Raw genomic sequence first — 25,575 nt, 5'->3', positions numbered from 1 at the left:
CGGCGTGACACAAGCAGCGGTCGGCGTCATGCTCGACCGCATGCTGTCTTCGTTCAGGAGAACTCCCCATGAATTCCTCGACCTACCCTGCCGCCCAGCACGTCATGGTGCTGTACACCGGTGGCACCATCGGCATGCAGGCCAGCGCCAATGGCCTGGCCCCGGCGTCCGGTTTCGAAGCGCGGATGCGCGATTACCTGCACAGCCAGCCTGAGTTGGTGGTGCCGCAGTGGCGCTTTCGCGAGATGTCGCCGCTGATCGACAGCGCCAACATGACCCCGGCCTACTGGCAGCAACTGCGTGAAGCGGTGGTCGACGCCGTCGATGTGCAAGGCTGCGACAGCGTACTGATCCTCCACGGCACCGACACCCTGGCCTACAGCGCCGCCGCCATGAGCTTCCAGCTGCTCGGCCTGCATGCCCGCGTGTGCTTCACCGGCTCGATGCTGCCGGCCGGCGTCACCGACAGCGACGCCTGGGAAAACCTCAGCGGTGCGCTGGTCGCTCTCGGCCAAGGTCTGGCGCCGGGCGTGCATCTGTATTTCCACGGTGAATTGCTGGCGCCGACCCGTTGCGCGAAAGTGCGCAGCTTCGGCCGTCATCCGTTCAAACGTCTGGAGCGTCAGGGCGGCGGCGTGAAAGCCACTTCCTTGCCGGCGGAGTTGAACTACAACCAACCGAAGCAACTGGCCAAAGTGGCCGTGTTGCCGCTATTCCCGGGCATTGGCGCCGAGATCATCGACGGCCTGCTCGACAGCGGCATTCAAGGTCTGGTGCTGGAGTGCTACGGCAGCGGCACCGGGCCGAGCGACAACCCGCAATTTCTGGCCAGCCTCGGCCGGGCGCGGGACAACGGCGTGGTCGTGGTTGCGGTCACGCAGTGCCATGAAGGCGGAGTGGAACTGGATGTGTACGAAGCGGGCAGTCGCTTGCGTGGCGTAGGCGTGTTGTCCGGTGGCGGCATGACTCGCGAAGCAGCGTTCGGCAAGTTGAACGGATTGCTCGGTGCAGGACTGGAAGTCGCGCAGGTGCGGCAGCTTGTGGAACTGGATTTGTGTGGGGAACTGCACTGAGTACCGCAGCAACATGATCTGAATGCGCAAAGTGGGCAGGCCCTCCAACAGGAGAGCCTGCACCAATAATTATTCATCAGACAAATCAAAGACTCCGCTTGTAAACTTACTTTTTCCGCCGTCGAACTCAAACGCAACAGTGCCTTTGAACTTATTCCAAGGAAACCCCGCCACACTCTCGAGCTTTACTATCCCTTTGACATCGAGATGTAAAACCCCGGCTACCATAATCTCGCAGTGCGCATCATTCGGAACATCTATTTCCTTACCCAGATGCTCTTCTTTTACACTCATCGCGATTTTGTTTTTGAAATTTCCGCCAACAAGCTCGGCAAACACTAGATTGTTGAGTGGACCAACAATCATTCGCAAACCAGGGAGCGCAAAATCGCTACCATCCAGAAACCCTCTGATCATTCCCTTCGGAAGCGGCTCACTTGAAGCTTTTTCGTTGCTGACTTGCGAAACATTATCCATAGCCATTCTCCAGAACTTATTTAAACCAAGAGTTAGAAAGTGCACTTACGATGAAACCTAGCAACAGACCAACGGGTGGTCAAATATTAAATAAACAAACAAGATAATATTTTCCATCAGAAAAAATAGCCGACAAGCGGCAGCAATTTCGCAAAAAACCTGTCAACTTTGACAGTTGTCGAAATATCGTTTTTGTTTTAAATTTCCAGTGCCAACTATTATGTTTTAAGTTTTAACAACAGATAACACTTCAGATATTATCTTCGGCTATTTGTTAGCCGGGCGCATATCCATTAGCGCTAGCGGCACACAATTTGCTCGTCATTCCAGCACCCCAAGGCTGGAAGATCCTATGCTCCACTCCCACCTCACCACCCTCAACGCCGTCTCCCTGGTGCTCAACACCTTCCGGGATCAGGGCCTGTCCAGCGAAGCACTGCTGGCCGGCAGCGGCATCAGCGCGGCGGATCTGAGCCGGGCCGACACTCGCATCACCACAAACCAGGAGATGCAGGTCTGCGCCAACGCGGTCGCGCTCAAGCATGACATTGGCCTGGAACTGGGCCGGCGCATGCACGTTTCCTGCTACGGCATCCTCGGTTACGCGCTGCTGACCTGTGCCACCTTCGGTGACGCTTTGCGGCTGGCGATCCGTTATCCGGCGCTGCTGGGAACACTTTTCGAGCTGAGCCTGGAAGACGACGGCGAGCGCGTCTGGTTCGTCGCCGCCGATTACCGCGAGAGCCCGGCGATGGCGGTGTTCAATGCCGAGTTCTGCCTGGTGTCGCTGAAAATCATCTGCGATGACTTGCTCGGCCATCCGCTGCCATTGCTGGCCACCCGCTTCGAACACACCGCGCCGGATTACCGCGACAGCTACGCCGAACACTTCAAGGCGCCGCTGCACTTCGGCGCCAAGGACAACGCCTTCGCCTTCGACCGGCGCTGGCTCGACCAGCCGCTGCCGCTGGCCGACATCATCACCCACCAGGCCATGGCCGAGCGCTGCCGCAAACAGAACACCGAGTTCACCGGCCGGCAAGCGTGGCTGGGGCGGATCCGCCAGTTGCTCAGTGCGCAACTCAATGCCGCACCGGGGCTGGAAGGTCTGGCGCAGCAGATGAACTGCTCGCCGCGCACCTTGCGCCGGCATCTGAAAGACATGGGCTGCAGTTATCAGGAGCTGCTCGACGAACTGCGTTTCGAGCGGGCCAAGCAGATGCTTTGCGAGGATCAGTTGCCGATCTACCGCATCGCCGAAACCCTCGGCTTCAGCGAGACCGCGAGCTTCCGCCATGCCTTCGTACGCTGGAGCGGCGTGGCACCGAGTCAGTTCCGGCCACACGGTTAAACCGTCGAGGGGCGATATCAGGTCAGTATTTTTGGCCACATCGATCCCCTTTTGGCCTCTCTGGCCGTTCTCCGATTCGCCCCGCGCCGCAACACTGGAGCCAACCGAATCAGCCCCTGCGGAGAACAACAAATGCTGACGATCTACTCTGACGATCACCACCTGCACCATGGCCGCTGCGAATTGATCGACGGGCAACTCAAGCCTTGCTTCGAGATGCCGTCGCGCGCCGACCACGTGCTGCAACGGGTGAAAAACCAAAACCTCGGCCCGGTCGAGGCGCCGAAGGATTTCGGCCTCGGGCCGATCGAGCGCATTCACAGCCGCGACTACCTCGACTTCTTCAAAGGCGCCTGGGCGCGCTGGACCGAATTCAACACCGACGGCGATTTGCTGCCTTACACCTGGCCGGCGCGCACCTTGCGTCAGGTCAAACCGACCAGCCTGCACGGCCAGCTCGGCTATTACAGCTTCGACGGCGGCGCGCCGATCACCGCCGGCACCTGGCAAGCGGCGTACAGTGCGGCGCAAGTGGCGCTGACCGCACAAGCGGAAATCCAGCGCGGCGCCCGTGGGGCTTTCGCCCTGTGCCGTCCACCGGGACATCACGCTGCCGGTGATTTGATGGGCGGTTATTGCTACCTCAACAACGCCGCCATCGCCGCGCAAGCGTTCCTCGATCAGGGCCACAAGAAGGTCGCGATCCTCGACGTCGACTACCACCACGGCAACGGCACCCAGTCGATTTTCTACGAGCGCAGCGACGTGCTGTTCACTTCGATCCACGGCCATCCGGAAGCGGAATTCCCGTTCTTCCTCGGCTACGAAGACGAGCGCGGCGAAGGCGCTGGCGAAGGCTTCAACTTCAACTATCCGCTGCCGGCCGGTTCCGGCTGGGATGTCTGGAGCGCGGCGCTGGATCAGGCCTGCCAGGAGATCGACAACTACGGCGCCGACATCATCGTCGTGTCGCTGGGTGTCGACACCTTCAAGGACGATCCGATCTCGCAGTTCAAGCTCGACAGCCCGGATTACCTGGCCATGGGCAAACGCATCGCGGCCCTCGGCAAACCGACCCTGTTCGTCATGGAAGGTGGCTACGCGGTGGAAGAAATCGGCATCAACGCGGTGAACGTGCTTGAAGGTTTCGAACAATGAGCAGACTCAAGCACCTCATCGCGCCGGCGTTGTGCGCGGCGCTGCTGAGCAGCGCCGCACACGCGGAAGAACGCACCCTGCGCGTCTACAACTGGTTCGACTACATCACCCCCAAGGCACTGGAAGATTTCAAGGCGCAGAACAGCCAGACCAGACTGGTCTACGACATCTTCGACACCAACGAAGCGCTGGAGGCCAAGCTGCTGACCGGCAACTCCGGCTACGACGTGGTGGTGCCGTCCAACGTGTTCCTCGCCAAGCAGATCGAGGCCGGGGTGTTCCAGCCGCTGGATCGCAGCCAGTTGCCGAACTGGAACCACCTCGACCCGAAACTGATGAAGCTGATCGAGGCCAATGACCCGGGCAACCAGTTCGCCGTGCCATACATGTACGGCACCATCCTGATCGGCTTCAACCCGGCCAAGGTCAAGGCCGCGCTGGGTGACAACGCGCCGGTGGACAGCTGGGACCTGATCTTCAAGGAAGAGAACATCAGCAAGCTCAAGCAGTGCGGCGTGGCCCTGCTCGACTCGCCGTCGGAGATCCTGCCGCTGGCCCTGCAACACCTCGGCCTGGATCCCAACAGCAAGAACCCGGCGGACTACGCCAAGGCTGAAGCGCTGTTGATGAAGATTCGCCCGTACGTGACCTACTTCCATTCGTCCAAGTACATGGCCGATATCGCCAACGGCGACATCTGCGTTGCGGTCGGCTATTCGGGCAGCTTCTCGCAAGCCGCCAACCGTGCCAAGGAAGCGAAGAACGGCGTGGTGGTCGACATGCGCCTGCCGAAGGAAGGCGCGCCGATCTGGTTCGACATGCTCGCCATCCCGAAAGGCGCGAAGAACCCGCAGGATGCCTACACCTTCATCAACTACCTGCTGCAACCGCAGGTGATTGCGCCGGTCAGCGATTTTGTCGGTTATCCGAACCCGAACAAGGACGCCACCGAACTGGTCGACCCGGCGATTCGCAACAACCCGAATCTGTACCCGACCGATGCGGCGATGAACACGCTCTACACCCTGCAACCGTTGCCGCGCGATGCGGAACGGGCGCGGACCCGGGCGTGGACCAAGATCAAGTCCGGTACGTGAAACCTGACAACTTGAACAGACCCGCACTCGCGGGTCTTTTTCTGCCTGCAAGATCTATGTACCGCATCGCGCCGTGGCCGGGATTTTAGTGTCCGGGTTTTCCCCGTGGACATGACCATGACTGAATCTGCCACCACTGCTGCACCCAGTGCTTCCCCTCTCCTGCTGAAACAGAGTCGACTGGTCGAACTGATCGGCCAGGGCTACTCGATGCATCAAGTCGCCTCGGCGTTGTTGCGCGAAGCGCTGAGCAAAAGCTATCCCGGGCAACACCTCGATCCGGATCGCACCCTGCTCGCGACGCCCCTGCGTGAATCGGACGCCGCCCGGAACGCTGCCAGGGTCTTTACCTTCGAATCACTGACCCACGCCTTTATCCAGCATTGCCTGCACAAGACCACCGCCGACTACATCGAAGGCGAACACTTCCTGACCCGTACACCCGAAGCGATCCCGCCGATCCTGCTGCCGGTAAGCATGGATGACATCACTTCGCTGGTGAACGACCTCGCACCGTTTCTGTTCCTCGAATATCAGCAGCGCCAACTCGATTACTGGAATGAATCCGCCAATCGCCAGCCACGCTGGCAAGAGCTGTCGGATCTGCTGTGTTCGGCTGCGAATGTGCAGTCGGCCAGCGGCTGGGACGCCGACGAATGTGCATTGGCGCAATTTGTCGCGCAGCATCCCGACCGCAAACAACGCTCGACCGTGAATAGCGATTACGTCGGGCTCAAGGCCTGCCTGATGGACATCGACCTGGTCGAAGACGAGGACAGCGCACACCTGCTCATTGCCGGTGCGCTGGTGCTGACCGCCACCGTCAAACAGCGGCAGCGTGTGTTGATGTACACCGTTGCCGATGGCTATGAGTCATTCGAATCGCTGACCAGGCTGGGCGAAACGCTCCCGCAACGGATCGCCCCGGAGTTGTCCGACCGCTCTTTGAAATGGCGCCTGATCGAGCCTGAAGGAAACATCTTCGATGCCGTCGCACAGGCGCTGATCAGCAACCAGCTCAGCGCCATCGAAGCACTGGATCCCGCCAGCCGGTCGATCAGTGCGCACGCCAGCTCCGGGCGACAAAGCCACGGGCATTTCAGTTCGCGTGAACGAGCCCGGCTCGACCAACTGGAGGAGGCCATTCCCGACTGGTTGCAAGACGGCTCTGTTCATGACCTGCAAGACTACAGTCGCTACATTGCCGAGCTCGCAAACCTGCGCAACGACGCCGAGACCGGCGTATTCAAGGACGACGACTTCCCTCTGCTCAAGCCCTATGCCGAACGTCGCATGCGCGAAGCGATCATCGCCGACAAACGTGCCGAGGGCGCTGCCGACCTGCCGTTGGAACACCTGCGCATCAGCGTGACCAACAGCTTCGAAACCGGTGGCTTCACCCTGCCCAATCCATTTGACCGGTTAACCGAGACCCTGGGCGAATTCGCCCTGCAAAATGCCCCGCCCTATCAGGCCACGATCGCTTTCGACAATGGCCGAGCCGTACCGGCCTGGCTGACCGTGGATTTCCTGACCGCCATCGCGGAGAAGGTCGATATCGGCGGTCATTACCCACAACTGATCAAACGCGCTCTGATCGATGACCCGATCCGCTCGGCTGCGCACAAGACCCGCTACCTGAGCCAATTGCCGACGCTCCTGCCGATGCTCGCGCTGGAGTGCAAACTCAAGCATCGGGGCGGCGTCGATGAACGCGGTTATGCCTACGTCTGCCAACTGATGGATGCCATCAGCCGCAAACTGCCCGCAGGCGAACATCCGGTGACCATCCGGCCGCTGGCGTTTGTCCCTCGCCGCCGCTTGAGCCGGCGCTCGGACGCGGTCGCCAACATGTTCATCATCTGTCCGCGAGACCACACTCAAGGTCCCTGCCTGTTGTACCGGCCACTGCTGGACACGCCGCTGACGCAGTTCGCCTCTTTGCAGAACCTGATGTATGCGCTGTATCAGGCCGGCGAATTGCGCAACTCGGTCCTGGCCTGGCTGGGCAGCGCCGCACTGAGTTTCGAATACTCGCAGTACGCCTTTCCGGTCGGCCTGCCCTCGCCATGGATCGTCACGCAACTGGCCACCGAACCGTTCATGCACCTGGACCTCACGGGCCCGCTCGAACTGGAAAACGCGCCCCTCGAAGGCGACATCCTCGCCGCGTTATACGCGGCAAACAGCCAGGCATTGGTGGACCTCGCGAACCGCCAGTCGCAGTCCAACAGTGAGCGACGCTGGGCACTTCTCGCCGACAGCGGCTGGGCGATCTTCAGCGTTGCCGCGAACTTCATGAGCGGAGCGGCGGGCACCGCCGTCTGGGTCTGGCAGACCATCACGCAGATCCAGCAGGCGCTCGATGCCCATGACCGCGACGACACTCTGGTGACCTGGCAATCCACCGCCGATGTCCTGCTGACGCTCGGCATTATCCTGACCCAACACGTCGTGACGCGACGCAACCGTTCATGGCTGCCGCGCCTGAGCGAGCCGTACGAGGCTGGCGAACGGCTGCCGGAGAACGAGGCGTCAACCGGTTTCCCACCATCCCCCCCCGAGGCCCCACCGTCCGTCACGCTGGATCCGCTGACCACCACCGGCGACGTGCCTGTCGGGCATCTCACTCAACTGGAACCTGACACGTTGCTGCGACCGGACTCCAGCGCACGGTTCATTGCAATGCTCGACCGCTTCAAGATCGCAACACCAGACTTGAGCGATCAACGAGCCTCACCGGTCACTCACCTGTACACCCTCAAGGGCAAGACCTGCGCTCAAGTCGGCACGCGCTGGTTTCAAGTGCTCGCCCCGGCAGACGAGCCGGTTCACATCGTCGATCCGGCCGATCCACAACGAATCGGCATGGCACTGAAATACGACGAGACTGCCGAAAAATGGCACTGGGATCCGAAACTGCGCTTGCGCGGCGGCATGCCGAAAAGCCGGATGGAGGCATTCCGTCGCTCCAAAAAAAGGGCCATGGACGACGCCTGGGCAAAGCTGGAGCAATTCGAAGCACGGGAAACCGAAGCGAAAACACAACTGCTGCGAGCGCTGGTAGCTCTTCCACGGGACACCAGCGAAGCGGGATTCGAGGTCTCCGCAGCCACCTATCTGGGCAGGGCCACAAAGCTGGGCAACGACTACACCCAGGCTCTGGCCCAGCTGGAAATCTGGCGCGAGGCCGGGGGCGGTGGCTCGGTTCATCAGGCCAAGCTGATGAGCCTGACCCTGGGTCAGCACCGGTGCTTCGGCTCGTGGCTGCGGGTCAAAATGCGCATGTACGCGAAGGCCACACAGATATTCGTCGACAGCGCGACTCACCAGACACCGGTACCGCGCAAACGCCAGATCGATATCGCCACCGCTGCCACGGCGTTGAGCGACGAGATGATTGCCAACCTGCAGACGCTGGACAGCTCGCTGCAAATCCTGAACAGCCACTCGGCCAAGGCCAGAGAAGTGGCCACAAGACTGGAGTTGCTGCTGCCGGACTTCAGCCCGCTCGATCTCAAGGCCAATGAAATCGGCATGTCCTACGAACGCTGTGTCGTGGAACAGCCGGGGGCGGCCATGAATGCCGCTCGCGTCGCTATCGGGATCATTACGGCCACGGCTGCCGACGCCAGTCATGAGCTGATTCAGCTGAGCAAAGCAGCGGTGACCGCCGACGGACAACCGGCCCGTATCGAGCGTTTGTCGCAGTGGAACGACCTCTTCGCCAGCCTCGGCGAACAGGTGGAACAGTTGCCTGCCGCCCATCCGGGCCAATTCGTCCAGGCCCGGCTCGACAGGGTGCGCGAGCTGATCGGCGAATTCCACGCGGTAGCTCGCGAACGCCTGACCACGGAGCTACCTGAACCGGAGGAACGACCGGCACCCGCCAGGTCCCAGCCGCAGCCCTCTGCATCGCAGCCCAAAGTGAAGGTCTCCAAGAGCCGTCCACGACCCGAAGTGGATGAGCAGGCTCCCACTGCACCGGACAGCAACTCCGGCACAGAGGCCGCATTCGTCAAACTTTCCACGCAACGGCCCGAACCGAAGGTGCCCACGGATGACGAGGACCTCCTTTCATCGGCCATGCAACTTGAAGCGAACATCTACAACTTCAATAGAAAAACCCGCGAGGACGCCAAGCGGCCAGGGCGTATTCCCGCAGACATCCGCGACATGTTCGAGCAGCAAGTCGAACGACTCAAACAAGCGGCCAGCGACGTCGACGAGGCGATTGTCCGAAGAAAAAGCGCGAAAAAGGATCCATGGCCCGTCGCCTCCCTCAGCGCCAATCTGCGCGAAGGCGCAACCCGCACCCGCGCTGAAGGGATCGAGGCCTACGCGGCCATGCTGAAACAACGCAAACCCCGGGAAACCTATTTCCACTGGCTGCACGACAATGCGCAGGTTGAGGTGATCAAGGACCCGCGCGGCCGTATCCGCACCCGACATCGCGGGGACTTTTTTCAGGAGTACCGGATTCTCGACAAGACCAGCGCCGACAAGCCGCTGTGGGTGGCGCACTTTCACTATGACCAGCTCAAGGATGCGGATGAGCTGTACACCATCGCCCACCTGAAATTTTCCGATGCCTATCTGCAGACGCTCGATGACAAGACCCGGCAGACACTCAACACCTTCGATGCCGTCGACAATGCACTACGGCGCATCGTCGATCCGCAGGTGCGCGATCTGTTCCTCAAACCAGAGCCAGAGGAGCGACCGAAAGACCATTAACGGCACCAGACCTCACGCAGACGGGCCAGAGCCGACTTGATCGCCGGCTCCGGCACCGCCGCAAACCCCAGCACCAGACCGGCGCGCTGATCGATCGGCGTCGTTGAGTCCGGCAGCCAGTATTTGCTCAAGCCGTGGACTTCCACCTCTACGCTGGCGGCTTGCTCGATCAATTGCTGCTCACGGGCCACGCTGTCGACCGCCACGGTGAGATGGAGTCCGGCCGACACCGCCGGCAGTTCACCCACACCCGCCAATCCGTGTGGCCATCCGTTGATCAGGGCGTTACGCCGACTCAGGGCTGCCCGACGCATCCGCCGGATGTGCCGCTGGAAGTGCCCGGCCGCCATGAATTCGGCCATCACCGCTTGAGTACTCACTTCGGAGTGCCGGACATCCACCGCGCGCCGTTGCGCAAAGGCTTCCACCAGCCCCGGTGGCAGCACCAGATACCCCAGGCGCAACGCCGGAAACGCGACTTTGCCGAAAGTGCCGACGTACAACACGCGACCCTGGCGGTCGAGCGCAGCCAGCGGAGCCAGGGGCGCGCCGGTGTAGCGATACTCGCCGTCGTAGTCGTCCTCGACGATCCAGCCGCCGGTGCGCTCGGCCCAGGCCAGCAGTTCGAGGCGTCGCGCCAGGCTCATCACCACCCCGGTCGGGTATTGATGAGACGGCGTGACATAGGCCACCCGACAATCTTCGGCGGCCGCCAGTGCCGCGCAGTCGATGCCCTCTTCGTCCACGGCAATGCCGTGCAATCGACCGCCGGCCAAGGCGAACGCATGACCCGCTGCGCGATAGCCGGGATTCTCGATGCCCACCCCCGCGCCCGGCTCCACCAGCAACTGTGCACAAAGGCTGATTCCCTGTTGCGCGCCACTGGTGATCACAATTTGCTCAGCCGAACACTGCAGGCCGCGCGAACTGCGCAAATAAGCGGCGATCAGACCACGCAGGCGTGCATCGCCCGCCGGGTCGCCGTAACACAGTTGCTGCAAGTCGGGTTTACGCCAGAACGCCGCATTCAGCTTGGCCCAGACGTCGAACGGGAACAGATCGAACGCCGGAACACCCACCCTGAAAGCCCGTGGCGGACCACTCGGCGGCGTTGGCAAATGGTTCTGTTCAAGCCGCTGCATCGCACCGCTGTGGATAACTTTGCTGGATAAATCCCCAGTGGAATTGACCGATTTTGTGGATAATGCTGTGGGTAAGCCTGTTGAAAACCCTGTGGATACTTTTGTGGATAATTTTTTCGTCGGTGTCGTCGATTGGGGCAACTGCGCCACATAAGTACCGTCCCCGACTCGCCCTTCGATGAAACCTTCGGCATACAGCTGATCGTAGGCGCGCACCACACTGTTGCGGGAAATCGTCAATGCCGCCGCCAGATCGCGACTAGCCGGCAGGCGTGTGCCGCTGGCCAGGCGTCCGTCGAGCACCCGCAGGCGCAAGGCCTGATAGAGCTGACGGCTCAGGCCTTTGCGGCGGTCGAGCTCAATGCCGGCAGGGTTGAACGGCAGCGACAGCGTGGTCGAATCGGGCATGGCAATGGACCTATGAAATTGGTCATCAATGGCTCTTACAACAGACCAATAGCCTGCCTACGATGCAGGCATTCGCCAAGGAAAATTTCTCCATGTACACGCCCCGCGCCTTTGCCATCGACGACCTGTCCCAACTGCACGAACTGATCCTCGCCACCCGCCTCGCCATCCTGGTGACCCACGGTGAACAAGGCTTGCAAGCCAGTCATGTGCCGGTGCTGCTGCATCGCGAACAAGGTCCAAACGGCACGCTGTACGGACATCTGGCCAAGGCCAATCCGCAGTGGAAAGACCTGCGCGACGGCGCCGAAGCGATGCTGATTTTTCCCGGTGCCGATGCCTACGTCAGCCCGGGCTTTTACCCGAGCAAGGCCGAGCACGGCAAAGTCGTGCCGACCTGGAATTACGTCGCCGTACACGCCTACGGTCATGCCGAAACCTTCAGCGATGGCGGTCGGCTGCTGGACATCGTCAGCACTCTCACCAATCGCCATGAGGCCGGTCGCGCCCAGCCCTGGTCGGTTGACGATGCCCCGGCCGATTACATCGACGGCATGCTCAAGGCCATCGTCGGGTTTGCCATTCCGATCGACCGGCTCGAAGGCAAGCGCAAGCTCAGCCAGAACCGCAGCGCCGAAGATATCGCCGGCGTGCGCGACGGCCTGGCCGCCAGCCCCGACATCAACGATCAAACCCTCGCTCACTTGATGCGTTAAGGAAATCACCATGAGTCAGATCGACATCCGCCCAGTCAGCGCCGCCGATCACGCGGCCTGGCTGCCGCTGTGGCAGGCCTACCTGCGCTTCTACAACACTGAATTGCCGGACGCCGTCAGCCAGAGCACCTGGCAGCGGTTTCTCGACCCGAACGAACCGACCCACGCCGCCCTCGCCTGGGCCGACGGCAAAGCGGTGGGCATGGTGCATTTCATCTACCATCGTTCGAACTGGAGCATCGAAAACTCCTGCTACCTGCAAGACCTGCTGGTGGAGCCGCAAACCCGTGGCACCGGCGTCGGTCGCCTGCTGATCGAACACGTGTACGCCGCGGCCAAGGCCGACGGTTGCTGCAAGGTGCACTGGCTGACCCACGAAACCAATGCCACGGCGATCCAGCTCTACGAGCGCATCGCCGAACGCCCGGGTTTCATCCAGTTTCGCAAAGCCATTTAAGGAGCCACGTGCATGACGAATTCTCTCGCTGACTGGAAAGGCGTGCCGCCACCCTCCACCACCCTGATCGAAGGCCGCTTCATTCGCCTGGAAAAACTCGACCCGGCGCGCCACGGCGACGACCTGTTCAATGCCCTGCAAGGCCCCGGCGCCGACCCGAAACTCTGGGACTATTTGCCCTACGGCCCGTTTCCGGAGCGCAGCGCCTTCAATGACTGGCTGAACAACCACGCGGCCCACAGCGATCCGTATTTCTTCAGCGTCATCGACCGCGCCAGCGGCCAGGTGCAAGGCATCCTCAGCCTGATGTCGATCGTCCCGGCCCAGGGCCGCATCGAAATCGGCCACGTCACCTTCGGCGCCCCGATGCAGCGCTCGCCGAAAAGCACTGAGGCGGTCTACCTGCTGGCCAAAGAATCCTTCGCCCTCGGCTACCGCCGCCTCGAATGGAAATGCAACAACGGCAACGCCCGCTCCAAATACGCGGCCGAGCGGTTGGGCTTCAGCTTCGAAGGCGTGTTTCGCCAGCACATGGTGGTCAAGGGCCAGAACCGCGACACCGCGTGGTACTCGATTCTGGACTCGGAATGGCCGGCGATTGCGGCGGGGTTCGAGCGCTGGTTGAGCGATGAGAATCAGACGGCGGATGGGCAGGTGAAGGGGTTGGTCGAGTGCCGCGGTTGAAACTCGCTCGACACTAAGCGGGTTGCGGGTTCAGCTGTTGTTTCGCCGAACCCGTACCACGCCCATTTTCAACCCGAACGGGCGGAACACGGCATTCAGGGATTTCAGTGTCTGATTACCCTCGCCGTGTTCGATGTGCACCAGCGTGCGTACCGAAATCTTGCACATCTTCGCGAACTGGGTCTGATGCAGCCCGGTCACCTCCACGCGTAAACGGCGAACGGCTTCACCGATTTCTACGGTTCCTTCAGCCAGCGCTTCTTGAATGCTTTCGATGAGCACGGTTCGCTCGGCGACGGTAATGCTCATTTCAGATCCCACTCTTTCAATCGTTGCTCCAGGTTTTTCAGGTGGACGCCCGGATGATTCATTGTCCGGTCAGGCAAACCGCTGGCGCTCAAAATATCCGACAACTCGGCCAGGCACTGCGCATCTTCACGCAGGCGCTCGAAAGACTCCGGCGCGTCGGACAACCCTGCCAATGGATCATCCGGATCGGAAATATCCGCCAATGCGCGACAAACCCCTCGCCAATCGACATCTCCCGCCCTCTCCAGCTCTTTTGGCCACTTGGTGGTGCGGGTCACACCTTCGTCATCCATGACCATGGGGGCCAGATCATAAATGGGGGCCAGACGATACGAATCCACATCACGAATGATTGCGGTGTTGCGACCGTGGTTATCCGAGTTACCAAGAATTTTGTTGATCAGGTCCCGACGTAAATAGTCCGCCACCAGTGCCGGAACCTGATCCGCTTGCCCCGCATCGCGCCAGAGCTTGGCGAGCATGCGAATGACATCCATATGGTTCATCGCGCTTCCCGGCGTCGTCACTTCGGCCAGCGAATAAATCGACTCCACGGCAAAACGCTCTACCCCACGGCTCGTCACCTGGCGATCAAAACGCTGCATCCACAAGCTGGGCTTATTCGCTTCCTCTAACGCCAGACCTTCTGCCGCGACGGTTTCGATACCCAGTGCCTGAAGCGCCTGGTAGTAGTGGAATTCGCTGCGCAGGATGTCTTGATCGGTTTGACTTCCCTTATTCCGGGCGAACTTCACAAACCAGTGCTGATGGACGTTTTCATCATCCAGCACGGCATCGGGATACAAAAGACCGGCGTGGTCCTCTGCCAGAAGAATCTTGGGAGCCTCACCTCCGGCCCCCGTCGCCCCACCAATCGCAGCCCCCATTTCATAGGCATATTCAAGAAACCGGTGGTCACGACTGACGACCTCCTGACGCTGAAAACCGATGGGCTTGCGCTCATCGACAGCCTCGGCCGATTCTTTTATCCGCATGTTGCCGATCGGAGCTGGAGTGCAGCGACCAAGCAGATAAAGATCGGCACTGATGCCTGCAGGTTTCTCCTGCCCCAGACGTGCAAGAAGAAACCTTTTAGCGGCGCCTGCCGGCGCGATGTCATGCACGAATGCAGGCGTGATGGATCGCCGGCCTTCCCAATCAAGGGGAAACAGCGCACTCACGGCCTTGGAAAAAGGGGAACCGATGGCCTCAATGTTCTCGACCAGATACGCCGACTCGTAGCCAAAGCTGCAGCGGCTTTCGAAGCCTTTTCCGGGCGAGTCGAAACTCAACACCATCGCGTCGTGCCATTTGCCGGCGTCGAATATCTGCAAAGTCAGATTGTGCATGAGGCTCTCATCTGCAATTAAATGCATTACTGCGGTCGTTTGGTGAACCATAAGTGCAATATAGTGCATTTCAGAAGAACGAGAGACCGGTAAACATGCAATAAAGTGCAGATAAAGGGTTTAAACCTCGAAATAAACGCAAAATAATGCAGATGCCGCTGAGTACGCCATGGACATCATTCTGTAAAAACCCTCCGCTATACAGGACGCCCCGCTTATAACAAAAAGGACGTTCTCCCCATGCCCTTCCCGCCCCAGCGTCTGTCGCTCGCCATTACCCTGCTGATCGCCACCAGTGCCGCCCACGGCAAGACCGTACAGATCGACACCGCCACCACCGCGTCGCAGACATTGGGCGGCAAAGACACCCTGACGATTTCGGCGCCGGGCAGCATCACCAACAGCGGCAAGGCTGTGAGCCTCAAGGACGGCACCAGCGGTGTCGGCGTGATCATCGACAACGCCGGCAAGATCATTTCTACCGGTGGCCGTGCCATCGACAGCAGCGGCGACCTGACTCAGGCGCGCAACTACGCCATCTATAACCGCAGCGGCGGGCAGATTCTCGGTTCCAACGACGCGATTCGCATCGACAGCAACTTCGTCAGCGGCAGCCTGTTGATCGACAACAGCGGCATCATTCGCTCGACCACAGGCCAAGGCCTGGATCTGGATGCGTTACGCAGCGACGGGGTCAAAACCACGATCATCAACCGCGCGGGCGGGCTGATTCGTGGCGACGCCAGCGACGGCATGAAAACCGGCGCCAATGCGACCATCAGCAACTACGGCGAGATCTCCACTGGCGACTCACACAACGCCGATCAGAAGTTCGACGGCATCGATATCGACACCGCGACCGGCGTCAGCGTGACCAACTACGGCGTGATTTCGGGCGGGCGCCATGGCATCACCACCGACCTGGGAGCGACGCTGGTCAACTACGGGCAGATCACCGGGCGCAACGGCTCCGGTTTCGGTTCCGATGGCGACGGCACGGTGATCAACCACGGCACCATCACTGGTGCGTATTCCGGGTTGCAAGCCAATGGCGACGGCGACGGCGTGGACATCGACAAAATCGCCCACATCGAAAACTACGGCACCATTCAGGGCGTCGGCGCCGGTGGTGTGGACAAGGGTGGCTTCGCCAATGGCAGTGAAGGCATTGCGCTGGGCGGCGGTTACATTCTCAACGCCAAAGGCGCCCTGATCAGCGGCGCCAACAGCGCCATTCTGGTGGACGACGGCAGCGGTGGTTCTGGGCTGGCAGCCACCACGCTGGAGAACTTCGGCACCATCCAGGGCCTCGACGGTTTCGGCGTGAAGTTTGTCGGTGAGTTCGCCGACAACGTGATCAACGGCGGCACCATCAGCGGCAGCAACGGGCTGGCGCTGGATCTGGGCGGTGGCAACGACAGCCTGACCCTGCGCAGCGGCAGCCGCTTCGTAGGCACTGTCGATGGCGGCAGCGGTTATGACCGCGTGGTGATGGACGACGCGGCGGGTGGCAGCTTCGGTGCCAGCCGCAACTTTGAATGGCTGGAAGTCAAACAAGGCGCCTGGACGCTCACCGGCAGCGGCGACTTCAGCGACGGCGGCGCCGTGCGCAGCGGCGCCACGCTGATCAACCAGGGCGGTATCGCCGGCAACCTGACCGTGGACACCGGAGGTGTGTATGCCGGCGGCGGGTCGGTAGGCAACCTCAACGTCAATGGCACGTTGCGCACCGACACCCGTCTCGGCACCGCAACCATCGTGCACGACTTGAACATGAGCAGCGCATCCACCCTCGCCTACGGCGTCAACGCCGATGGCAGCAGCGCGCCGGTCCAGGTCGGCGGCACGGCCAACCTCAACGGCGCAACGTTGGCGGTCAACCCCGGCAGCGGCACTTATCCGTGGCAGAGCCATTACACGGTGCTACAGGCTGCGCGGGTCAACGGCACGTTCGGCGCGGTCACCAGCGACTACGCGTTCCTCACGCCGACCCTCGCTTACACGCCAACGCAAGTCGACCTGACTTACACCCGCAATGACGTGGCGTTCAATGAATTCGCCGCCACCGGCAACGGCAGCAACGCCGCCAACAGCCTGGCCTCGGCCGGCAAGAACAATGCGCTGTACAACGCCCTGCTCAACACCACTCAAAGCAGTGCAGGCGCGGCCATCGAGCAACTGGCCGGCGCCAGCAACGCCAACCTGACCAGCGCCACCCTCGGCGCCAGCAGCCAAGTCGGCAGTAGCATGCTCTCGGCGATGCAGCAGATGGGCGGCAGTCCAGGCTTGATGGTCGGCCTCGATCAGCGCGACACACCGATCCTCGCCGCCAACGGCGTACCGTCTGAAGCGCGAAACCTGAATGATCCGAACGCCCGGGGCCGGCTCTGGCTGCAGGCCATTGGCGGCTACGGCAAGCTCGATGGCGAACACGGCAGCAGCGGTCTGGAACAACGCACCAAGGGCAGCGTGCTCGGTGCCGACTGGGCACTCAATCCGCAATGGCGTCTGGGCGTGCTCGGCGGCTATTCGAAAACTGACCTGGACGCCACCGGTGTCGATGGCAATGTCGAGAGCTGGCACGCCGGTGTTTATGCGCTGCATCAAAACGGCCCGCTAGCCTTGCGCCTAGGCGCCGCGTACAGCGGCCATCAGGGCGAAAGCAAGCGCACCATCGAATTCAATGGTTTCAGCGATCGTCCCAAGGGTGATTACGACGCCGACAGCCAGCAAGCGTTCGCCGAACTCGGCTACGCCATGGGCAGCGGCCGGCTCAGCGCCGAACCGTTCGCCAGCCTCGGCTACCAGCGCTATCACCGCGACCGCTATCAGGAAAAGGGCGGCGCGGCGGCGTTGCAGGTCGACAGCCAGACCCAGGACAACTTCAGCAGCACCTTCGGCGTACGCCTGGCGCACCTCAGCTCGCTGGAAAATGGCATGAGCCTGACTCCACGGATGGCAGCAGGCTGGAAGCACACCTACGGCGATGTCAGCAGCTCGACCCGCCAAGCGTTCGTGGTCGGCGGCACCGCATTCAGCGTCGATGGCAGCTCGCTGGATCGCGACAGCCTCGTACTCGAAGCAGGGCTGGATCTGGGCATTTCCGCGCGACATACGCTGGGGCTGGGATACAGCGGCGAGATTGGCAGTAACAGCCGTAATCACGGGTTGATCGGGCAGTGGCAGATGAGTTTTTGAGATTTCGCCAATCCGGATTTCAGCGGGAGTTGTAGGTAAAGGCGCCTGGTCGATTGGGTAATCATGGCGGGTTCATTACCTGCCAGCGCCCGGGCTACAAAAGCAGACGCCATCGCCTGCACACGGTTCGGAATTGCCCGGCATCGGCGCACCGGCATCGACTTTTACAGTTTGGCCTCATTTCACATGAGACGAACTGAATGCCCATTCAATGCAAATACAAGCTCCAACATCTTGTCCTGGCGGTTGCTCTGGCAGTCGGTTGCGTGGAATTTTCTCTGGCAGAGCAGTCGGAGCCCGACGCGCCCGTCGTGAAAGAGGTGAAACCCAAGAACCCGCGCAAGCCTAGGGAGAAACCTGCTCCGCTTAATCTCGCTGAAGAAACAGTGCGTGAGGAAAGTATCGCTCCGCCACTGGAAACAATCCCCGTCAGCACTGAGATCCCAGCGGTACCCGCTCATACATCCGACGACATTCCATCCAGGAAAGTCGCCACGACAGAGAGCGGCAGCGCTCTCGAAGAAAGCCTGGAAAAACCAGCGCCCTTAACGGAACCGGTTCTGGCTGAAACGTCCGCAGCTCAACAAACCCAAGTGGTTGACCAGCCACAGTCAACGGATTCCCCTCCACCTTCAGGCAATGCAGCCATTGCAGCCCTGCTCGTTACCGACGAGACGACAGCTGCCTTTGCCTATGATCAACTGGCCGGCGGCAGCAACGCCAACCTCGCCAAGGCCACCTTGAGCAGCGTCACACCGGTCAGCGCCAGCCTGCTGTCGGCCATGCACCAGCTCGATAACCTGCATGACACCCAACCAAACGCACCCCGCCACGCGGCCGGAAACGCCGACAGCGGCCGGGTCTGGCTGCAGGCCCTCGGCCACAGCGGGAAACTGGATCGCGATGTAGAGCCCATGCAGCATTCCACCAAAGGGCTGCTGCTCGGTGCGGACTGGCGCCTCGACGAAGAATGGCGCCTGGGTTTGATGGGAGGCACCTCTGACACGCGCATGGACAGTAAGGAGCTGGACGGCGACCTCGACAGTTGGCACCTCGGCGCTTACGCATTGCGCCAGTCCGGTCCGCTGTCACTTCGGTTAGGCGCGGCCTGGAGCAACCATGAAGGCAGTACCCGCCGCGAAGTCGCGTTCGGCCGCTTCCACGACCGACTGAAAGGCAGCTACCAGGCCACTACCCAGCAAGCGTTCATTGAGTCGGGATTCAACCTTGGGCGGGCCAACGTCAGCATCGAGCCATTTGCCAGCCTCGGCTACCAACGCTACCAGCGCGACGGCTACACCGAGAAAGGCGGGGCGGCGGCGCTCAGGGTGGATGATCAATCCCAGGGCAACTTCAACACCACCGTCGGCCTGCGCATGGCGAAAGTCAGCACGCTGGATAACGGCATGCGCCTCACGCCACGATTCAGCGCGGGGTGGAAACACGTTTATGGCGAGACCCACACCAGCACCCGGCAACGTCTGGTCACCGGCGGCCATGACTACACCGTTTACGGCGCAGAGCTGGATCGCAACAGCCTGACGCTCGACACCGGGCTGGATCTGGCCGTCTCGTCCAGCCACACACTCGGTGTTGGCTTGTCGGGTGAGATCGGTACCGACAGCCGAAACCACGGCGTGTCAGGCCAGTGGCGAATGGCGTTCTGAGTTCAGACTGGCTGCTGCCGCACGTTGCGGCAGCACCTTGAAAGCAAAAAAAAGGGGAGCACATGCCCCCCCGAGGTTTAAAGCGTTGTATCGGGGCCGTTATCTCAGCCTTCGATCTCGATCAGGATTTCGCCCGGGTTCACCCGGTCGCCCTTGGCAACGTGAATGGCGGTGACCTTGCCGGCAATCGCGGCCTGGACTTCGGTCTCCATCTTCATAGCTTCGGTGATCAGCACAGCCTGGCCCGCCTTGACGGTGTCGCCTTCCTTGACCAGCACATCGACGATGTTGCCCGGCATGGTGGTGCTGACGTGGCCGGGAGCCGAAGCCTGCTTGCGCTTGCTGCTGCCGCCGCCGACGAATTCGTTGAGTGGTTCGAACACCACTTCTTCCGGCATGCCGTCGATGGACAGGTAAAAGTGACGCTTGCCTTCAGCCTTGACGCCGACACCGGTGATGTCCACGCGGTAGGTTTCGCCGTGGACGTCGATGACGAACTCGGTCGGTACGCCTTCGCCACCAGCCGAAGCCACCTTGCCCGCTTCCGGGATCGGCAGCAGTACTTCCGGAGTGAGGGTGCCGGCGGCACGCTCTTCGAGGAACTTGCGGCCGATGTCCGGGAACATGGCGAAGGTCAGCACGTCTTCTTCGGACTTGGCCAGTGCGCCGATATCGGCACGCAGTTTGGTCATTTCCGGCTTGAGCAGATCGGCCGGACGTACGTCGATCACCTCTTCGCTGCCGATGGCCTGACGACGCAGCTTCTCGTTCACGGTGCCCGGCGCCTTGCCGTAGCCGCCTTGCAGGTAGAGCTTCACCTCGTTGGTGATGGTCTTGTAGCGCTCGCCGGCCAGCACGTTGAAGAACGCCTGGGTGCCGACGATCTGCGACGTCGGGGTCACCAGCGGCGGGAAGCCGAGGTCTTCACGCACGCGCGGGATCTCCGCCAGCACTTCGCCCATGCGGTTCAGAGCGCCCTGCTCTTTCAACTGGTTGGCCAGGTTGGAAATCATCCCGCCCGGTACCTGGTTGACTTGAACACGGGTGTCGACGGCGGTGAATTCGCTTTCGAACTGGTGGTACTTCTTGCGCACGGCGTAGAAGTACAGGCCGATTTCCTGCAGCAGCTCCAGGTTCAGACCGGTATCGAACTCGGTGCCTTTGAGCGCAGCAACCATCGATTCGGTACCAGGGTGGCTGGTGCCCGAAGCGAAGCTGGAGATCGCGGTGTCGATGTGGTCGGCACCGTTTTCGATCGCCTTGAGCTGGCACATGGTTGCCAGGCCGGCGGTGTCGTGGGAGTGGATAAACACTGGCAGCGACTGCTCGGCTTTCAGTGCACGTACCAGCTCACCGGTGGCGTATGGGGTCAGCAGACCGGCCATGTCCTTGATCGCCACCGAGTCGCAACCCATGGCTTCCATTTGCTTGGCCTGGGCGACGAACGCATCGATGGTGTGCACCGGGCTGGTGGTGTAGGCGATGGTGCCCTGGGCGTGTTTGCCGGCAGCTTTCACCGCTTCGATCGCCACGCGCAGGTTACGCACGTCGTTCATCGCGTCGAAGATGCGGAACACGTCGATGCCGTTGACCGCGGCCTTGGCGACGAACGCTTTGACCACGTCATCGCTGTAGTGGCGGTAGCCCAGCAGATTCTGGCCGCGCAGGAGCATTTGCAGACGGGTGTTGGGCAGCGCGGCGCGCAGCTGGCGCAGACGCTCCCACGGGTCTTCCTTCAGGAAACGCACGCAGGCGTCGAAGGTCGCGCCACCCCAGCACTCCAGCGACCAGTAGCCGACTTTGTCGAGCTTGTCGCAGATCGGCAGCATGTCTTCGGTGCGCATGCGGGTGGCGAGCAGCGATTGGTGGGCGTCGCGCAGGATGGTGTCGGTTACGAAAATCTTTTTAGTCATTGTTCTATTCCTCACAGGCCTGCGTGGGCGGCGATGGCGGCGGCGATGGCCAGGGCCAGCTCTTCGGGTTTGCGCTTGATCGAGTAGTTGGTCAGTTCAGGGTGGCTTTCAACGAAGCTGGTATTGAACTGGCCGCTACGGAATTCCGGGTTGCGCAGGATTTCCTGGTAGTACGCGGCGGTGGTCTTCACGCCTTGCAGACGCATGTCGTCGAGGGCGCGCAGGCCACGGTCCATGGCCTCTTCCCAGGTCAGCGCCCAGACCACCAGTTTCAGGCACATCGAGTCGTAGAACGGCGGAATGGTATAGCCGGTGTAGATCGCCGTGTCGGTACGCACGCCAGGGCCGCCGGGGGCGTAGTAGCGCGTGATCTTGCCGAAGCTCGGCAGGAAGTTGTTTTTCGGGTCTTCGGCGTTGATCCGGAATTGCAGGGCAAAACCGCGATGCTGAATGTCTTCCTGCTTCACCGACAGCGGCAGGCCTGAGGCGATGCGGATCTGTTCGCGGACGATGTCGATCCCGGTGATTTCTTCGGTGATGGTGTGTTCCACCTGCACCCGGGTGTTCATCTCCATGAAGTACACCTCGCCCTCGGCGAGCAGGAACTCCACGGTGCCGGCGTTCTCGTAGCCCACGGCCTTGGCTGCGCGCACCGACAGGTCGCCGATGTAGGCGCGCTGTTCCGGGGTCAGCTGCGGGCTCGGGGCGATTTCGATCAGCTTCTGGTTGCGGCGCTGAATCGAGCAGTCACGTTCGAACAAATGCACGACGTTGCCGAAACTGTCGCCGAGGATCTGCGCTTCGATGTGCTTGGGATTGACGATGCATTTTTCCAGGAACACTTCCGCCGAACCGAAGGCCTTGGTGGCTTCGGAAATGACCCGGGGGAAATTCTGTTCGAGTTCTTCGCGGCTGTTGCAGCGACGGATACCGCGACCGCCACCACCGGAAGTGGCCTTGAGCATCACCGGGTAACCGATGCGGTCGCCCTCGCTCAATGCTTCCTCGATGCCCGAGACGTTGCCTTCGGTGCCCGGCGTGACCGGTACGCCGGCCTTGATCATGCTGCGGCGCGCTTCGGTCTTGTCGCCCATGCGGCGGATGACTTCCGCCGACGGGCCAATGAATTTGATGCCGCGTTCGGCGCAGATGTCTGCCAGCTCGGCGTTTTCCGAGAGGAAACCGTAGCCGGGGTGCAGTGCATCGCAACCGGTTTCCACGGCCAGGTTCACCAGCTTGCGCGGGTTCAGGTAACCGGCCAGTGGCTCGGCACCAATGCTGTGGGCCTCGTCCGCACGCTTCACATGCAAGGCATGCCGGTCGGCGTCGGAATAGATCGCGACCGAGCGGATGCCCATCTCGGCGCAGGCACGCACGATTCGTACGGCAATCTCACCACGGTTGGCGATCAGGATCTTTGTTATCACTTGGAGGTTCCCTTGAGCCGGTGGCACCACGACCTGCTAGACCCAGGTCGGCACGTGACCAAATGTTTCAATCTGGTCTCGGCTCCACACTAGCGCTGACAAGGGATTAACAAAAATGAATAAAAATTGGGTCAGGCATAAGTAAAGACTTATAGTCAACGCATCAGCCCGCGGCCAGAGTCAGTAGAAAATGCGTAAGTCCTTGATGCGTATGACATTGCGTCAATTGCAGATCTTCAACGAAGTGTGTGATTTGCGCTCCTACAGCCGCGCCGCCGAGGAAATGTCACTCACACAACCGGCCGTCAGCCTACAGATTCGTCAGCTCGAAGAGCTGATCGGCCAGCCATTATTCGATTACGTGGGCAAAAAACTCTACATGACCGAGGCCGCCGAAGCACTTCAGCGCGCCAGCCGGGACATTTTTGGCCGGCTGGAAAACCTCGACATGCAGCTCTCGGACATGCAGGGCTCGCTGCAGGGCCAATTGAAGCTGGCGGTGGAATCCAGCGCCAAATACTTCGTGCCGCACCTGTTCGCGGCGTTCAAGCGCCAGCATCCGGAAGTGAATCTGCAACTGACGGTGGTCAACCGTGGCCAGGTGATTCGCCGGCTCTCCGACAACCGCGACGATCTGGTGATCATGTCGATGGTGCCGCAGGACATGGGCCTGGAATTCCTGCCGTTCCTCAACAACCCGATCGTCGCCGTGGCGCGGCCGGATCATCCGCTGGCGCACATGGGCCCGCTGCGCTTGCAGGATCTGGAACCTTACACCCTGCTGATCCGCGAACCCGGTTCGGGTACGCGACTGGCCTGCGAGGAGTATTTCAAGGAGAAGCGCGTGCACTTCACCCAGACCCAGGAAGTGGCGTCGGCCGAAGCCCAGCGTGAATGCGTGGTGGCGGGTCTGGGCCTGGCGCTGTTGACGCGCCACGCCCTGAACCTGGAGCTGGCGACCGGCGGCCTGGTGGAGCTGCCGGTCGAAGAATTGCCGCTGTTTCGCAGCTGGTGCCTGGTGCAAGCCAAAGCCAAACGGCTGTCACCGGTGGCGCACGCCTTCCTGGCGTTTATCCGCAGCGAACGGGTGCAGATCAGCGCGCTGGTTGAGCGCTTCGACGGGAAGCTGCCGGTGCTGCCTGCCAGTGATTGATGTCCTCGGGAAAATCGCCGATTTCTGCCTGAAGCTGGCGGAGTTCGAAGCGATCTTCGATAGCGCGGCGAAATTCCATGCGGCGCTGGTCTTCCTGCTGACGACGGGTTTTCGCGGCGCTGTTGCGTTCTTCGTAAGGCTGAGCCATTTCGAGTCTCCCAAGGCGATTACGGGAGTTTCACGATAGGCGCGGTGGATGACGATTTGGCTGCGTCGGGGTTACAGGCAGATGAAGATTGCCGTCACCCCATCACGATCAATCGTCCAGCGCTTTCACCGATTTTGGCGACAGCCGCAAGCTGCGCAGGCTGCGCTTGACGCTCTTGAGGTGGTTGACCAGGCTCGGCCCACGCGCCATGGCCACGCCCATCGCCAATACGTCGATCACCACCAGGTGAGCGATACGCGAAGTCAGCGGCGTGTAGATTTCGGTGTCTTCGTGAACGTCGATCGCCAGGTTGACGGTCGACAACTCGGCCAGCGGTGTCTGGCTCGGACACAAGGTGATCAGCGACGCACCGCTCTCGCGAACGAGGTTGGCGGTGATCAGCAGGTCTTTGGAGCGGCCGGACTGGGAAATGCAGATCGCCACGTCAGTCGGCTTCAGCGTCACCGCCGACATCGCCTGCATGTGCGGGTCAGAATACGCCGCGGCGGTCAGCAGCAGACGAAAGAACTTGTGCTGCGCATCCGCCGCCACCGCGCCCGACGCACCAAAACCGTAGAATTCGACGCGCTGGGCCTGGGACATCAGCGTCACCGCGCGTTGCAGCTCCAGAGGATCGAGCTTCTCACGAACCTCCATCAGTGTGTGCAACGTGGTGTCGAAAATCTTCAGGCTGTAGTCGGCAACGGAATCGTCTTCATGGATCGCGAACTGACCGAAGCTGGCGCCGGCCGCGAGGCTTTGCGCGAGCTTGAGTTTCAGATCCTGGAAACCGGAACAACCGATGGCCCGGCAGAAGCGCACGATGGTCGGCTCGCTGATGCCGACGCTGTGGGCCAGGTCGGCCATGGAACTGTGCATCACTGCCGCAGGGTCAAGCAGCACGTGGTCGGCGACCTTGAGCTCCGACTTGCGTAACAGGTGACGTGACTGGGCGATGTGTTGCAGCAGATTCAAGGGGCTGGACTCTTGTTATGGAAAGATGTGCTTTGGCCAGATGCCGGGGATGTAGCAAGCTTGTAGTTATACTACATGAATCGGCTTTTTGCCTGCTCAATGCGTAACTCGATCCCCCCGGATCAGGCGACATGCG

At 61.1% G+C, this 25,575-nt stretch carries 19 protein-coding genes; 11 read left to right on the top strand and 8 right to left on the bottom strand.

Annotation, left to right across the window (positions count from 1 at the left end):
- Window positions 1-68: 68 nt before the first annotated feature.
- Window positions 69-1,073: an asparaginase gene (locus PMI24_RS12315; protein WP_007954284.1), complete on the top strand. Its 1,005-nt coding sequence runs from the start codon at window positions 69-71 to the stop codon at window positions 1,071-1,073.
- A 69-nt stretch (window positions 1,074-1,142) separates the two neighbouring features.
- Here PMI24_RS12315 and PMI24_RS12310 read toward each other — a convergent pair whose 3' ends face one another.
- On the bottom strand, window positions 1,143-1,550 hold the full coding sequence (locus tag PMI24_RS12310) for a hypothetical protein (RefSeq protein WP_007954282.1): 408 nt from the start codon (window positions 1,548-1,550) through the stop codon (window positions 1,143-1,145).
- 352 nt (window positions 1,551-1,902) lie between these two features.
- Here PMI24_RS12310 and PMI24_RS12305 point away from each other — a divergent pair, with 352 nt between their 5' ends.
- The 4 genes from PMI24_RS12305 to PMI24_RS12290 all read left to right on the top strand — a co-directional run bounded on the left by PMI24_RS12305 (window position 1,903) and on the right by PMI24_RS12290 (window position 9,893).
- The gene (locus tag PMI24_RS12305; RefSeq protein ID WP_007954280.1) at window positions 1,903-2,901 is read left to right on the top strand and encodes an AraC family transcriptional regulator; all 999 of its coding nucleotides are present in this window, start codon (window positions 1,903-1,905) and stop codon (window positions 2,899-2,901) included.
- 132 nt (window positions 2,902-3,033) lie between these two features.
- Window positions 3,034-4,059, top strand: coding sequence for a histone deacetylase family protein (locus tag PMI24_RS12300; protein WP_007954279.1), 1,026 nt, complete (start codon window positions 3,034-3,036; stop codon window positions 4,057-4,059).
- The gene (locus PMI24_RS12295; protein WP_007954277.1) at window positions 4,056-5,156 is read left to right on the top strand and encodes a polyamine ABC transporter substrate-binding protein; all 1,101 of its coding nucleotides are present in this window, start codon (window positions 4,056-4,058) and stop codon (window positions 5,154-5,156) included. Before PMI24_RS12300 ends, PMI24_RS12295 begins: the two co-directional genes overlap by 4 nt.
- Before the next feature lie 117 nt (window positions 5,157-5,273).
- A complete protein-coding gene (locus PMI24_RS12290; RefSeq protein ID WP_007954275.1) occupies window positions 5,274-9,893 on the top strand; it encodes a dermonecrotic toxin domain-containing protein in 4,620 nt (1,539 codons plus the stop codon).
- Here PMI24_RS12290 and pdxR read toward each other — a convergent pair.
- Window positions 9,890-11,443, bottom strand: coding sequence for a MocR-like pyridoxine biosynthesis transcription factor PdxR (pdxR, locus tag PMI24_RS12285; protein ID WP_007954273.1), 1,554 nt, complete (start codon window positions 11,441-11,443; stop codon window positions 9,890-9,892). The two genes, PMI24_RS12290 and pdxR, sit on opposite strands and share 4 nt — an antisense overlap.
- A 92-nt stretch (window positions 11,444-11,535) precedes the next feature.
- Between pdxR and PMI24_RS12280 the strand changes: the two genes are divergently transcribed.
- Genes PMI24_RS12280 through PMI24_RS12270 form a run of 3 tightly spaced genes read left to right on the top strand, consistent with a single transcriptional unit; the run spans window position 11,536 to window position 13,300 of the window.
- The gene (locus PMI24_RS12280) at window positions 11,536-12,159 is read left to right on the top strand and encodes an FMN-binding negative transcriptional regulator (protein WP_007954271.1); all 624 of its coding nucleotides are present in this window, start codon (window positions 11,536-11,538) and stop codon (window positions 12,157-12,159) included.
- A gap of 10 nt (window positions 12,160-12,169) precedes the next feature.
- The gene (locus tag PMI24_RS12275) at window positions 12,170-12,616 is read left to right on the top strand and encodes a GNAT family N-acetyltransferase (RefSeq protein WP_007954270.1); all 447 of its coding nucleotides are present in this window, start codon (window positions 12,170-12,172) and stop codon (window positions 12,614-12,616) included.
- A gap of 12 nt (window positions 12,617-12,628) precedes the next feature.
- A complete protein-coding gene (locus PMI24_RS12270) occupies window positions 12,629-13,300 on the top strand; it encodes a GNAT family N-acetyltransferase (RefSeq protein WP_007954269.1) in 672 nt (223 codons plus the stop codon).
- A gap of 30 nt (window positions 13,301-13,330) precedes the next feature.
- Here the strand turns inward: PMI24_RS12270 and PMI24_RS12265 are convergent, their stop codons facing one another.
- Both PMI24_RS12265 and PMI24_RS12260 read right to left on the bottom strand, forming a co-directional pair.
- Window positions 13,331-13,609 (bottom strand): helix-turn-helix domain-containing protein, encoded by a 279-nt coding sequence (locus PMI24_RS12265; RefSeq protein ID WP_007954268.1) that lies wholly within the window; start codon window positions 13,607-13,609, stop codon window positions 13,331-13,333.
- Window positions 13,606-14,958, bottom strand: coding sequence for a HipA domain-containing protein (locus PMI24_RS12260; protein ID WP_007954266.1), 1,353 nt, complete (start codon window positions 14,956-14,958; stop codon window positions 13,606-13,608). Before PMI24_RS12260 ends, PMI24_RS12265 begins: the two co-directional genes overlap by 4 nt.
- Before the next feature lie 240 nt (window positions 14,959-15,198).
- Here PMI24_RS12260 and PMI24_RS12255 point away from each other — a divergent pair, with 240 nt between their 5' ends.
- Window positions 15,199-18,156 carry an autotransporter outer membrane beta-barrel domain-containing protein gene (locus PMI24_RS12255; RefSeq protein WP_007954264.1) on the top strand — a complete coding sequence of 986 codons (2,958 nt, stop codon included), beginning with the start codon at window positions 15,199-15,201 and terminating at the stop codon, window positions 18,154-18,156.
- Between the two features lie 593 nt (window positions 18,157-18,749).
- Window positions 18,750-19,823, top strand: coding sequence for an autotransporter outer membrane beta-barrel domain-containing protein (locus PMI24_RS12250; RefSeq protein WP_443200795.1), 1,074 nt, complete (start codon window positions 18,750-18,752; stop codon window positions 19,821-19,823).
- A gap of 104 nt (window positions 19,824-19,927) precedes the next feature.
- Here PMI24_RS12250 and oadA read toward each other — a convergent pair whose 3' ends face one another.
- Both oadA and PMI24_RS12240 read right to left on the bottom strand, forming a co-directional pair.
- On the bottom strand, window positions 19,928-21,736 hold the full coding sequence (oadA, locus tag PMI24_RS12245; RefSeq protein ID WP_007954260.1) for a sodium-extruding oxaloacetate decarboxylase subunit alpha: 1,809 nt from the start codon (window positions 21,734-21,736) through the stop codon (window positions 19,928-19,930).
- Between the two features lie 11 nt (window positions 21,737-21,747).
- On the bottom strand, window positions 21,748-23,163 hold the full coding sequence (locus tag PMI24_RS12240) for an acetyl-CoA carboxylase biotin carboxylase subunit (RefSeq protein WP_007954255.1): 1,416 nt from the start codon (window positions 23,161-23,163) through the stop codon (window positions 21,748-21,750).
- A gap of 190 nt (window positions 23,164-23,353) precedes the next feature.
- Here PMI24_RS12240 and PMI24_RS12235 point away from each other — a divergent pair, with 190 nt between their 5' ends.
- Window positions 23,354-24,316, top strand: a complete 963-nt coding sequence (locus PMI24_RS12235; protein WP_007954252.1) for a LysR family transcriptional regulator — start codon at window positions 23,354-23,356, stop codon at window positions 24,314-24,316.
- Here PMI24_RS12235 and PMI24_RS28840 read toward each other — a convergent pair.
- Complete coding sequence (locus PMI24_RS28840) at window positions 24,258-24,464, bottom strand: PA3496 family putative envelope integrity protein (RefSeq protein WP_007954251.1); 207 nt, start codon at window positions 24,462-24,464, stop codon at window positions 24,258-24,260. The genes PMI24_RS12235 and PMI24_RS28840 overlap by 59 nt on opposite strands.
- 108 nt (window positions 24,465-24,572) lie before the next feature.
- Window positions 24,573-25,439 carry a transcriptional regulator HexR gene (hexR, locus tag PMI24_RS12225; RefSeq protein ID WP_007954250.1) on the bottom strand — a complete coding sequence of 289 codons (867 nt, stop codon included), beginning with the start codon at window positions 25,437-25,439 and terminating at the stop codon, window positions 24,573-24,575.
- Between the last annotated feature and the right edge of the window lie 136 nt (window positions 25,440-25,575).

The organism is Pseudomonas sp. GM25, assembly GCF_000282255.1.
Classification (GTDB): domain Bacteria; phylum Pseudomonadota; class Gammaproteobacteria; order Pseudomonadales; family Pseudomonadaceae; genus Aquipseudomonas; species Aquipseudomonas aphyarum.
This window is presented reverse-complemented; position numbering and strand designations above follow the sequence as displayed.